Raw genomic sequence first — 12,453 nt, forward strand, 5'->3', positions numbered from 1 at the left:
TTGATGAACACTATAGAGGTTTACAAGGTGGAGTTATTATCCGGTGGTGAAATGATCGCCCGCTTCCTTAAAGATGAGGGAGTTGAGTACATATATGGTTATCCAGGTGGTGCAGCGTTACATATTTACGATGCGCTTCATCGCCAGTCAGACGTCAAACACATTCTCGTCCGTCACGAGCAAGCCGCTACACATATGGCTGATGGCTACGCGCGTGCGACTGGTAAACCAGGGGTTGTTCTGGTTACCTCTGGCCCTGGCGCAACAAATACAGTAACAGGTATTGCAACAGCTTTTATGGACTCCATCCCTATGGTGGTAATCTGTGGTCAAGTAATGAGTTACTTGATCGGCGAAGATGCATTCCAAGAAACGGATATGGTGGGTGTATCACGCCCGATTGTGAAGCATAGCTTCTCAGTAAAGCATCCTTCTGAGATTCCACTAATCCTGAAGAAAGCTTTCCATATTGCGAATTCTGGACGTCCAGGTCCTGTTGTTGTCGATGTCCCTAAAGACATGACAATGCCAAATGAAAAGTTTGAATATAACTTTCCTGAGTCTGTTTCACTGCGTTCGTACACACCGCCTACTAAAGGTCACAGCGGTCAAATTAAGAAAGCCGTTGATTTATTGTTAGCCGCTAAGCGTCCAATGATTTATGCAGGTGGCGGTGTCATTATGGGTGGAGCTTCTGAGCAACTGACTAAGCTTGCGAAAGAGCTTGGTTATCCTGTGACAAATACGTTAATGGGACTAGGTGGTTACTCTGCGACTGACGATCAGTCCGTGGGGATGCTGGGTATGCATGGCTCTTATGAAGCTAACCAAGCGATGCATCACAGTGATTTGATTTTAGCCATTGGTGCACGCTTTGATGATCGTGTTACTAATGACCCAGATAAGTTTTGTCCAAGTGCTAAAATCATTCATGTAGACATTGATCCTGCGTCAATCTCTAAAACGATTCGTGCCGATGTGCCGATTGTTGGACCTGTAATTCAAGTTCTTGAAGAAATGATGGGGTTGATTGATGATGCTCCGACGCGAACGAATCAAGATGCGATTGCTGGTTGGTGGAAGCAGATCAACGAATGGCGTCAAGTCCACGGCGGTCGTTACGATACATCCAGTGAAAAGATTAAGCCACAAGCTGCTGTAGAAGCCTGCTGGCGTGCAACCAACGGTGATGCCTATGTCGCATCGGATGTTGGTCAGCACCAAATGTTTACCGCTCAATACTATAAGTTCTCTAAACCATACCGTTGGATTAATTCTGGTGGCCTTGGAACAATGGGCTTTGGTCTGCCTGCCGCGATGGGCGTAAAAATGAATTTCCCTGAAGAAACTGTAGTATGTGTAACAGGTGAGGGTAGTATCCAGATGAACATTCAGGAACTATCCACTTGTCTACAGTACGGTATTCCAGTCAAAATTCTATGCTTGAACAATGGTTCATTAGGTATGGTTCGCCAGTGGCAGGATATGAACTATGAGGGGCGCCATTCAAACTCTTACATGGATTCTCTTCCTGAATTCAAAACATTGATGGATGCCTATCGCCATAAGTACGTTGAAATCCGTACCAAAGATGAATTAGATGCGAAGATGGAAGAAGCGTTCGCAATGACAGATCAGCTTGTGTTCATCAACTGTTATGTAGACCCAGAGGAACATGTGTACCCAATGCAAGTACCACGCGGCTCTATGCGTGATATGTTCCTAAGCAAGACGGAGCGAACTTAAGATGCGACACATTATCTCAGTTTTAATGGAAAACGAGCCGGGTGCTTTGTCGCGTGTTGTTGGTTTGTTCTCGCAACGTAACTTCAACATCGAAACATTGAATGTGGCGCCGACTGATGATCCAACGTTGTCTCGTTTAACGTTGACAACATTTGGTTCTGATCAAGTGGTTGAGCAAATCACAAAGCAGTTAAACAAATTGATCGACGTAGTTAAGTTAGTTGATCTGACAGAAGGTCAGCATATTGAACGTGAAATGATGCTTGTAAAAGTACGAGCATCTGGAGCGCAACGTGCTGAAGTCAAACGTACAGTGGATATTTTCCGTGGCAACATTGTTGATATGACACCTTCTATTTATACAATTCAGGTTGTTGGCGAGTCTGATAAGCTTGATGGCTTCTTACACGCGCTGAGTGGTATGCACATTTTGGAAGTCGTACGTACGGGTGTGTCAGGCATAGCTCGCGGTGAAAAAACGCTTTCTCTGTAAGGTTTTAGCTGGCTAATGAATTAAAAAACGCGCTTCGGCGCGTTTTTTTATGCCTGAAGAATAAGTATTACTCCCCGTTTATGTGTGATGCTTCTTTACCTATCGCTGACAAATGCTGAGAAAATAAGTATCCGCTCCTGCATTCAGTGCTTACTGGGAGCAAAAACGTAACCGAACTTTCACCTCTTTCTTTTTCTTTGAGAACTGCCACTATCTAGTCATCTCTTAAGCAAATGAAAAAAGGACGGTCATATGAAAACTTTAACGAACGCATTTACATTCGCTAAAAAAGGTACATTAGCAGCAGCCATTGCAGCGGCTTCAATGACAGCATCAGTAGCTTACGCTGATTACGATGGTGACGGCTGTGGTATGATTGAAAAGCAGGAAGCTGCGATGGAGCAAGCAAAAGCTGACAATGATTGGTCTGCTATTGTTGGTGCGCAAATGGAGCTATCTACAGCTAAGGTAGAGTGTTGGATCAATAAAAACATGGATGAAGACAACGCTGAAGATAAGTGGAATGACATCAAAGACGACTTCAACGAAGGTATGGAAGACCTACGTGATGAATACGATGAGCAAGTAGAAAACGCTAAAGATGCTTATGAAGATGCGAAAGAAGAAGCCGATACTGATGAAGCTATGGAAGAAGCAAAAGAAACTTACGATGATACAATGGAAAGTATTTCTGAGGCTTACCATGAGTCTGTAGAGTCCTTGAAAGAAGGCCTTGGTATTGATGAATAAGTTTTAATAACTGAATTTTTTAAAACGGTCACCTTGTGTGGCCGTTTTGCGTTCAAGAGCCTTTAAAAGTCGAAATTCATCACGCTACCCGTTAAGCTAAAGCAGTTTTCATCTTGATGGATATAGATATGGATAGGATTAATTGGAAATTACTCAAAGCACTTGAGTCAAATGGACGCTTAGGTTACTCAGAGCTAGCAAAGCTTGTACACCTGTCAGCACCTGCTGTTGCAGAGCGCATTAAGAAACTAGAAGATCAAGGTGTTATTACTGGTTACAAAGCTAAAATAAATCTTGAGAACGCAGGCATCCCTATTACGGCTTTGGTTGAATGTGAAGTGTACCGAACCAAAGAGCGAAAGTTTAAAGAGCTGGTACTGAACCTAGATGAAGTCTTAGATTGCTATAATGTCACAGGTCCTTCTGCTTTTATCTTACGTGTAGCAGTCTCATCTATGTCACGATTGGATATCTTACTTGAACGTTTGATTGATTTGAGCGACACAAAAACGATGATGATTCTTTCACAGCCGGTTCAACGTGATATGCCGCTCAATATCGAAGACGTTACCGGCTCGTTTCTATAGCGCTTTCTTTACGTGGCCATTGGCTTACGATCATACCGGCAAAAATGAGTGCACAGCCAAATAGAGCTCGATCACTTAGCACTTCTCCCATCAGCAGCCACCCACCGATGACTGCAAACACGGCTTCCATTGAGAGTATTAGAGCTGTTGTACTAGGTATTACCTGTCGTTGCCCCAAGGTTTGAAGGGTAAAGGCAATGCCTGAGGAAGCCACTCCAGCATACACCAATGGCCACCAAGCCAACTCTACCGCAGCAATACTAGGTTCTTCTAATGTGAATGCAGTCATGCTTGCCCACAATGTTGCGATGGCAAACTGAGCAATGGATAAAGGCAGTGCGGGTAATGAACGTGATAAGTAGCTTATTAGCAATACATGGCTGGTCCAGAATAAAGTACCTGCCAGTTCTAGTACATCACCTTTATTAATGCTGAGATTTGGTCCAATGGTTAGGACGTAGAAACCAATTAAAGAGACTGCAATGCCCCCCCAAGTTAATCGGTCAACGGACTGTTTAAACAGTAATCCAACTAAAGGGACCAGTACGATATACATGCTTGTGATGAAGCCAGCATTACCTGCTGTGGTATACAGAAGTCCGGTTTGCTGAAAGGTAAAGCCACAGAAAAGTAAGCTACCTGCGGCGATACTTCCTTTCAGTAAAGCTTTTGGATCGTAGTCTTGTTTCGTCTTGAAAATGAACAGTAATGGTATCATTGAAAGTGTCGCTAAAAGGAAGCGAACCGCATTAAAAGTATGTGGACCAATGACTTCCATTGCCGTACTTTGCGCAACAAATGCGAATCCCCAAATGCTGGCGGTGAGCCATAAAAATAAGTGCGAAATAGACATGACATACTCTTTTTTTATCGTTAAAGTTGCCGCCTATTTTAGGGTCAATGGCGTAATTCAGAACAGTAGTATACCTTTGAATATAAGGTCTCAATCCTTGATAAATAAGGTATCTCTGGATTCGTGCTTTGGAATATTAAGTCATTCATTACGAGGTAAGACTTAGAATGGCACTTCAGTTTTGGTTAACGGTTGCTCCGATCTTATTGCTGCTATCTTTTGGCCCGGGCCCAAACAACTTTACGGCTATGTATAACGGTATTCGTGTCGGAGCATCAGCCGCGGTTATTGCTGTAATTGGTCGTAATGTGGCTTTCGCTATTTTGATGGTAGTTTCTGCTTTAGGTCTTGGTGCAGTGATTGTCTCATCATCATTTTGGTTTAATGTGGTGAAATGGCTAGGCGTAGCGTATTTGTTGTATGTTGGCGTTAAAACATGGATGGCTGCTAAGCAAAATTTAAGTTCAATGGAAGAAGAGGGGATTGTTGTACAGAATTCTCATTTTTCGCGTATGCGCCAAGAGTTTATGGTTGCTATTAGTAACCCCAAAGCTGTGTTGATATTTACGGCCATATTTCCGCAGCTATTAGATTTGAATGAGCCTGTTGCTATCCAGTTCACAATATTCGGGGCGACGTTTTTAGCAACAGAGTTTATCGCTGCTTTCTTTTATGCTGTCGGTGGACGTCAATTACGTCGTATTATTCGCAGTCCAAAAGGGTTAGCAAATTTAAACCGTGGCATGGGCGGGATTTTTGTAGCGGCCAGTGCCTTCTTAGCGACGGCAACTCGTGGATAACGTTTAGAATAATCTTTAAATAGAAAGCTGCAAATAAAAAAGAGAGCCATTTGGCTCTCTTTTTTATGTCTTAATACTTCAAAGCAGATTAAGAATGTTCTGCTAAGAACTCTTCGCTTAGGTAAAGTTCAGAGTTACTGTTTACCAACACGCCGCGATCAAGAATATTACGTGCGATGTCTTTTGCTTCTTCCAGCGAGTGCATAGTGTAAGTGCCACACTGATATTCGTTTAGCTCAGGAATGTCTTCTTTCGCGACAACATCAATCACATCTTGCATAGCTGCTTTCCAGCTCTCTGCTACTTTTTCTTCGCCAGGCGTACCGATTAGGCTCATGTAAAAACCTGTACGGCATCCCATTGGTGATAGGTCGATGATTTCTACACCATTACCGTTCAAGTGGTCACGCATAAAACCAGCAAATAAGTGCTCAAGAGTATGAATGCCTTTTTCAGACAGGATTTCAGCGTTTGGAATGCAAAAACGTAGATCGAAGACTGTGATTGTATCACCTTTAGGGGTTTCCATTGTTTTCGCAACGCGTACCGCTGGAGCTTGCATACGTGTGTGATCTACTCGAAAACTGTCTAGTAGTGGCATGTGTGTTCTCTCCTAATATCTCGTTTCAATCGAACCGAGGTGAATGTTCATAGGCTTATTGTACATGAATTTTATCTTCCGGCATGGGAGGATTTTGAATTTTTAAGCTTTCCCAAGCCAAGGCTAATACAAAGACAAGGACTGCAAACAACATGTTCTGTCCGATGAAGGCAATCATCATGAGACAGCTAAAGGTTGCTAATACAGCTACCCAGCGAAAGCGTGATTCTAAGGACTTGATTGCGGTAATGCAGGTAAGTGTATAGATCAATAAGAAAGCGCCATTCGTCATTTCAATGAGCCACTCCATTTGAGTTCCAAAAAACTCGACAAATAGTAGTGATAGTAAACAAGCGACTCCCACTAAACTGACTGCTCTAATAGGCGTTCCTTTGTCTGATAACGTATTAAAATACATTGGAATTGCTCGTTGGCTTGCCATGGATTGCACCATACGAGCAAAGCCTAAGATGTACGTCCCTACATTCGAAAATGCGATAATATAGGCACCCAGTGCAAACCAGCGACGAGCTTCTTCGCCTAGTAGTGAGCCGACTAAGAGAGCTAATGATTGGCTGTTAGTAAATTCATTTCCGTACACTTTGTATTCTGCAATCATTAGCACTGTTGCGAGATAAAGCATAACGACCAGTGCAATACCACCAAGCAATGCGATGGGGAAGTCTCTACCTGGGTTTTTAAATTCCGCACCCATATGTGCCATGACTTCTATGCCAAGAAAACACCAAAAGATAGTACCCGTTGCGAGCAGTGTTGTTTCAAACTCTGACCAAGTTTGAGGGCGGTTGATGATGTTTGAAGACAGCGGCGCTCCGCTTAGTATAAATAACGCTAGTACGGTGCTTATTAAGCAAACCACCACCCCAGTTTGAAAATTGGCGGAGTTTTTCATGCCAGCAATTGAAAACAAGAGCATTCCTATTAAGGTGATGACACTTAATAGAAAGACAGAGTCCTCGGTTAAATTGAGTAATACAGCAAGATATGCCGCTGCGACTTTTATAGCCACTGCAGGACCCACAAACAAAATGCTCAAAAATAGCCACCCTACTGCACGTTCAGCTTTTTTCCCTAATACCTTGCCTATGTAGTGGGATGCACCACCCGCCGAAGGAAAGCGTCCACCAAGAAAGGCAAAAACAAAGGCAACCGGTACGATGATAGTTGCGGTGATAAGCCATGCATAAAAGGCGAAACTGCCAGCTTGTGCAACGGACATGGCAGGTAGAATCATTAACCCTGTCCCTACAAATGTTGTTACAGTCATTGCCATGCCTTGAAGAGGCCCAAGTGTCCTTTGGTATTGCATACGATAAGTCCTGCTGAAATTGCTTTGATTTTATAGTGTTAAGGATAAAATGAGTGATCTAATAAATCTGCGTACAAACTGACGCCATTTTGTAGCAAAGTGCAGGTTTACCCTACAAACTGTCGGTGTATGAAAAATAGGCCAATTGATGACGTTAGATCGTTATGACGAGAAAATTCTTGCCTTATTAGTGCGGGATGCGCGTTTATCTGTTTCGGATATCAGCAGACAAGTTAACTTGTCACGAACCGCGGTATCCGATCGTATTAAAAGAATGGAAGAGGGGGGCAAAATCACGGGTTATCATGCCCACATTGCTTTGCCAAATGAGGATTTAATTTCGGCTTACTTAGCGTTGACGTTTAGGCCGCTTTCTTGTGAACTGGTGCAACCTTACATTGAAAAGATTCCAGAAATAAAAATGGCGCATTCGATCAGTGGTGATATTGATTTGATGCTGCTGGTTCAAGTGACGTCCATGAAGCGTTTGCATGAAATTCGTTTAGAAATGGACAGCTGGCCAAATATAGATAAAGTGATGACGCACATGTGTTTAGCAACTCGGCTTGATCGTCTTTAGTGATGCGTGCCGCACTATTTTTATGATGGCGTTGTATTTGCCTAGTCTTGGTGCTTCAATTAATTAACTAGTTATAAAGTGGTAAGGAGGCGAGTCTGAAAGGATTAGATTTCATCGCACGTTGGCGTAATAGAGAATTGGCAGCGGATGATCTTTTGATACTCTCAGGCTTGGCTGTGGTCTGTGGTGTGCTAAGTAGCTTAGCGATGACAGGCATGATTGAGCTGCTTTATTGGCTTTCTTCTACTGTTTTACCTTCCCATAGTGAAAACTATGAAGCGTTATCTCCTACAGTTCGTTTTATTTTACCTGTACTTGCTTGCGCTGTCTTAACCTTTATTTGGTTGTTGGTGCCTTCGAAATTCTTAAATGTAGGTATTCCCTACGTGGTAGAGAGACTTAATTACCATCAGGGAAATTTGCCCTTTATGAACGCATTCATTCAGTTTGTTGGGGCGTTTATTGGTTTGTTTGGTGGTTTGTCGATTGGCAAAGAAGGGCCTGCTGTTCATATAGGTGCCACATTCGGAAGCCTTTTGGCACAGCGTTTTCGTTTGTCATATATTGCTGTAGATACGCTGGTTGCTTGTGGCGTAGCTGGTGCGATTGCTGCCGCTTTCCAGACGCCATTGGCTGGGGTGCTGTTTGCTTATGAAGTGATTTTTCACGAATATCGACTGCGGTTAGTGTTGCCTGTTCTATTATCATCTGTTGTTGCCACGGGTATTAGTCAGATGATTCTAGGCCGTATTGAAGTGTTTGAATTAGAAACGGTATTTTTACCCCTTTATCAGCCTGATATGCTTGTTGCTTACGCTGTCTTATCGGTTTGTCTAATTGTTGCTTCAACTTTATTTTATCAAGTGCAAAGGGGGTTGTGGCGTTTAAGTGGCTTTCCTCTTGCTGCGCGCTTTATGACAGTCGGAGTGTTGACTGGACTTGTTGGTTTGTTCTTGCCTCAAGTTTTAGGTGGCGGTTATGACACATTAAATAGCTTGTTACAGGGAGATGTTTTGCTAGTGTCTTTGCTTGGGTTGGCTTTCGCTAAAGTGCTGCTTACGTCTGTTTCAATCGGGTTAGGTATTCCCGGTGGAATGGTTGGCCCAACATTCGTGATTGGCGGTATGCTTGGTGCTCAAGTCTCCTTTTGGTTCGATACACAAATTCCTGTAGCAGCGGAACTCGCCTTATTTGTTTTATTAGGCATGGCGGGGATGATGGCAACAGTTTTTCAAGCACCGCTTACGGCGATTGTTGCTATGGTAGAGATGACGCATACATCAGTCACGATTGCTCCCGCTATTTTGGTGATCGTTGTGTCTTGCACTGCTGTGCGGCTATTGTTTAATCAGGATTCTATTTTCGTGGAGCGCTTACATTCTTTAGGTATGGTATCTGAATGGAGCCCAGTCCAAAGAGTGTTACGTCAACATGATATTCGTAGTGTCGCCAGTAAAGTAACTCACTTTCCTGAATTGCTTCATCTTGAGCGGGTCCGTGATCTGGCTTCGGGTATGATAGACTATGTCTCGATCGAGAAAGATGGACAACATTTCATTTTTTCCGTGTCTGAGATAGTTGAAAAGTTAAAAGAGCTCGATTTAGGCCCTCAGCCTTGGTTGATGGTTGAAAAAAATCGACAAGCGATGGATGTTTTAGGTGCGTTAGCTGGTGCCCCTGTTAGCGTTGTAGATTCTTCTTTGTCATTGGCTGAGTTGTTAAGCTGGTTACATAGCCATGAGCAACATCAAGTGTTAGTAAATTTTGCTAAACAGCAAGAGCTGTGGCTGGTGACATCACAGGAATTAGATCAAATGTTGTTGAAAGGATAAGTATGCTTTGGGTTAAAGCTTTTCATATAATTGCTGTCGTATGTTGGTTTGCAGCCTTGTTCTATTTGCCAAGATTGTTCGTTTATCATGCTGACGCAAAAGATCAAGAAAGTATTGAGCGCTTTAAAGTTATGGAGAGAAAGCTCTATCGTGGCATCATGACACCTTCTGCGATCGCAACGGTGATACTCGGTTTTTGGATTGTTTCTTACAATGCTGAGTACTACTTTAGCTCTGGCTGGTTTCACGCCAAAATGTTGCTGGTTGCGATGTTATTAGGCTACCACCATGCTTGTGGCAGATTGTTAAAGAAATTTGCTAACAATCAAAATACTCGTAGCCATGTTTTTTATCGATGGTTTAACGAATTTCCAGTTTTAGTTCTCATCGGCGTTGTTACTCTCGTCGTTGTTAGACCGTTTTAATTTTCAGTTTATAGTTGGATCCTATTATGAGTCGTTCAGAAGATTTATATTCTCGCGCCCAAAAACATATTCCTGGCGGTGTGAACTCACCAGTTCGAGCATTTAATGGGGTAGGGGGCTCACCAATCTTTTTTCAAAAAGGAGAAGGGGCTTATGTCTACGATGAAGATGGCCAACGCTATATTGATTATGTTGGCTCATGGGGGCCAATGATCTTAGGTCATTCACACCCTGATGTTATTGATGCTGTACGCAAACAGCTCGATTACGGTTTAAGCTTTGGTGCTCCAACCGAAGTTGAAATTACCATGGCGGACAAAGTGTGCGAACTTGTACCTTCTATGGATATGGTTCGTATGGTCAACTCCGGTACCGAAGCGACCATGAGTGCGATTCGATTGTCTCGTGGCTATACTGGCCGAGATAAAATCGTAAAATTTGAAGGGTGTTACCATGGTCACTCTGATTCTCTGCTTGTAAAAGCTGGATCGGGTGCTTTGACGCTAGGTGTTCCAAACTCTCCTGGTGTGCCTGCAGACCTTGCAAAACATACGATTACGCTGCAATACAATGATATTGAAGAAGTGAAATCTTGTTTCGCTGAAATCGGCGACCAAATTGCCTGTATTATTGTTGAGCCTGTGGCTGGCAATATGAACTGTATTCCCCCTGTATCGGGTTTCTTGGAAACATTGCGTGAAGTATGTGACGCATCCGGTGCTGTTCTGATCTTTGATGAAGTGATGACGGGGTTTCGTGTTGCATTGGGTGGTGCTCAAGAAAAATTCAATGTCACGCCTGACCTTACAACATTAGGTAAAGTCATTGGCGCGGGGATGCCCGTCGGAGCTTTTGGCGGCAAGCGTGAAATTATGGAGCAGATCTCACCGCTTGGTCCGGTATATCAAGCTGGTACCCTATCTGGAAACCCTGTTGCTATGGTTGCTGGCCTTGCCGTATTAAATAAAATCAGTGAACCATCTTTCCATGCAGAATTAGAAAGCAAAACGACTAAACTAATGGACGGTATCAAAGCTGCGGCGGATGAGTTAAATGTTCCATTAGTGACCGTGAGTGTTGGTGGTATGTTTGGTTTGTTTTTTACTGATCAAAAGCAAGTGACAACGTTTGCTGACGTACAGAAGTGTGATACGGATAAATTCAAACTATTTTTCCACCACTTATTAGAGGAAGGTGTTTATTTGGCGCCTTCTGCGTATGAAGCTGGCTTTATATCTCAAGCGCATTCAGATGAAGACATTGCATTCACCATTGCTGCGGCGAAACGCGCTTTAGCGAAACTTGTATAGATAGGAGTCCTTAATGAAGGTTGATAATATGCCTGTCGAAGAAACTGAGAAAGATATCCCAAAAGATGAAGTAGACTCAGATACTACTGAATCGAAGTCCACGCAGAAGCAACCACGTCGTGGCGTGTATCTTTTGCCTAACTTATTTACTACAGCGGCTTTGTTTTCAGGGTTCTACTCGATCATTGCGGCAATGGATGGAAACTTTACGCAAGCAGCGGTAGCGATTTTTATCTCAATGGTCCTTGATGGTCTCGATGGTCGCGTGGCGCGTCTAACTCGTACTCAAAGTGCCTTTGGTGCCGAGTATGATTCATTGGCCGATATGGTGTCGTTCGGTATTGCGCCAGCGTTAGTAGCATTTACTTGGGCCTTAGCGCCTCTTGGTAAAGTGGGTTGGATTGCCGCGTTTATTTATGCGGTGGGTGCAGCATTACGTTTGGCTCGATTTAACACTATGATCGGTAGTCAAGATAAGCGTTATTTTACAGGATTACCTAGCCCATCAGCGGCGGCGATTGTGGCTGGCGTAATTTGGGCAGCAGAAAGCGCCGGTGTTGCGGGAGAGCAAATCGCTAGTATCATGGCGTTGCTTGTACCTGTGACTGGTCTGCTAATGGTGAGCAATGTGAAGTACCGCAGCTTTAAGGATCTCAATTTGAAAGGACGAGTTCCTTTTGTCGTGCTACTTATTGCGGTACTAGTATTAGTACTTATCGCATTAGAGCCCGCATTGGTCTTAGCTGGCGTATTTTGTGCCTACGGATTGTGGGGGTTGCTTGGTATCGTTTTTAAGCAACTGCGCTAACGCTAAATAGCCATACCTTAAAGCCCGTTGCTTGTATAAGCAGCGGGTTTTTTCGTTTCTAGAGCAATAGTATGAGTGGTGAGGTTTTAAAAACGACGTCTGCTTAACCACATAGGTCAAAGTTGATTGATGTTTGACCGTTTAGGTGTTTGTTTGTGTGTTTATTAATCAAATTTGGCGCTATTTAAAAGAATGATGCGTTTTTATTAAATTAATTTAAAAACCGCTTGCACTGAAAATTCAGATGCGTATTATACGCCTCCACTGACACGGACAACGCTTCACAACAACGAAGCGGTAACGAAGTCAGACGCTCTTTAAAATAGATAATCAGATAA

The 12,453-nt window shown here is 43.3% G+C and carries 13 protein-coding genes; 10 read left to right on the plus strand and 3 right to left on the minus strand.

What is annotated here, in order from left to right:
• Positions 1-27: 27 nt before the first annotated feature.
• The 4 genes from AYW75_RS17260 to AYW75_RS17275 all read left to right on the plus strand — a co-directional run bounded on the left by AYW75_RS17260 (position 28) and on the right by AYW75_RS17275 (position 3,576).
• Complete coding sequence (locus AYW75_RS17260; RefSeq protein ID WP_067102169.1) at positions 28-1,746, plus strand: acetolactate synthase 3 large subunit; 1,719 nt, start codon at positions 28-30, stop codon at positions 1,744-1,746.
• 1 nt (position 1,747) lies between these two features.
• On the plus strand, positions 1,748-2,239 hold the full coding sequence (ilvN, locus tag AYW75_RS17265; RefSeq protein WP_067102172.1) for an acetolactate synthase small subunit: 492 nt from the start codon (positions 1,748-1,750) through the stop codon (positions 2,237-2,239).
• Between the two features lie 252 nt (positions 2,240-2,491).
• A complete protein-coding gene (locus AYW75_RS17270; protein ID WP_067102175.1) occupies positions 2,492-2,989 on the plus strand; it encodes a YtxH domain-containing protein in 498 nt (165 codons plus the stop codon).
• Positions 2,990-3,117: 128 nt separating this feature from the next.
• Positions 3,118-3,576: an Lrp/AsnC family transcriptional regulator gene (locus AYW75_RS17275; protein WP_067102177.1), complete on the plus strand. Its 459-nt coding sequence runs from the start codon at positions 3,118-3,120 to the stop codon at positions 3,574-3,576.
• On the opposite strand, the gene AYW75_RS17280 is transcribed toward AYW75_RS17275, so the two are convergent.
• On the minus strand, positions 3,557-4,429 hold the full coding sequence (locus AYW75_RS17280) for a DMT family transporter (RefSeq protein ID WP_067102179.1): 873 nt from the start codon (positions 4,427-4,429) through the stop codon (positions 3,557-3,559). The two genes, AYW75_RS17275 and AYW75_RS17280, sit on opposite strands and share 20 nt — an antisense overlap.
• Positions 4,430-4,596: 167 nt before the next feature.
• Here AYW75_RS17280 and AYW75_RS17285 point away from each other — a divergent pair, with 167 nt between their 5' ends.
• Positions 4,597-5,229, plus strand: a complete 633-nt coding sequence (locus AYW75_RS17285) for a LysE family translocator (RefSeq protein WP_067102182.1) — start codon at positions 4,597-4,599, stop codon at positions 5,227-5,229.
• Between the two features lie 88 nt (positions 5,230-5,317).
• Here AYW75_RS17285 and luxS read toward each other — a convergent pair whose 3' ends face one another.
• A complete protein-coding gene (luxS, locus tag AYW75_RS17290) occupies positions 5,318-5,830 on the minus strand; it encodes an S-ribosylhomocysteine lyase (RefSeq protein WP_067102184.1) in 513 nt (170 codons plus the stop codon).
• A 55-nt stretch (positions 5,831-5,885) separates the two neighbouring features.
• Positions 5,886-7,160 (minus strand): L-methionine/branched-chain amino acid transporter, encoded by a 1,275-nt coding sequence (gene yjeH / locus AYW75_RS17295; RefSeq protein WP_067102188.1) that lies wholly within the window; start codon positions 7,158-7,160, stop codon positions 5,886-5,888.
• Positions 7,161-7,308: 148 nt separating this feature from the next.
• Between yjeH and AYW75_RS17300 the strand changes: the two genes are divergently transcribed.
• The 5 genes from AYW75_RS17300 to pssA all read left to right on the plus strand — a co-directional run bounded on the left by AYW75_RS17300 (position 7,309) and on the right by pssA (position 12,115).
• A complete protein-coding gene (locus tag AYW75_RS17300; protein ID WP_067102191.1) occupies positions 7,309-7,740 on the plus strand; it encodes an Lrp/AsnC family transcriptional regulator in 432 nt (143 codons plus the stop codon).
• 137 nt (positions 7,741-7,877) lie between these two features.
• A complete protein-coding gene (locus AYW75_RS17305; RefSeq protein ID WP_067102193.1) occupies positions 7,878-9,572 on the plus strand; it encodes a chloride channel protein in 1,695 nt (564 codons plus the stop codon).
• 2 nt (positions 9,573-9,574) lie between these two features.
• On the plus strand, positions 9,575-9,997 hold the full coding sequence (gene hemJ, locus AYW75_RS17310) for a protoporphyrinogen oxidase HemJ (RefSeq protein ID WP_067102196.1): 423 nt from the start codon (positions 9,575-9,577) through the stop codon (positions 9,995-9,997).
• A 26-nt stretch (positions 9,998-10,023) separates the two neighbouring features.
• Positions 10,024-11,307: a glutamate-1-semialdehyde 2,1-aminomutase gene (hemL, locus tag AYW75_RS17315; protein ID WP_067102198.1), complete on the plus strand. Its 1,284-nt coding sequence runs from the start codon at positions 10,024-10,026 to the stop codon at positions 11,305-11,307.
• Between the two features lie 13 nt (positions 11,308-11,320).
• The gene (gene pssA, locus AYW75_RS17320) at positions 11,321-12,115 is read left to right on the plus strand and encodes a CDP-diacylglycerol--serine O-phosphatidyltransferase (RefSeq protein WP_231872649.1); all 795 of its coding nucleotides are present in this window, start codon (positions 11,321-11,323) and stop codon (positions 12,113-12,115) included.
• Positions 12,116-12,453: the final 338 nt, after the last annotated feature.

This window comes from Marinomonas atlantica (genome assembly GCF_001639725.1).
GTDB classification, from domain to species: Bacteria; Pseudomonadota; Gammaproteobacteria; order Pseudomonadales; family Marinomonadaceae; genus Marinomonas; species Marinomonas atlantica.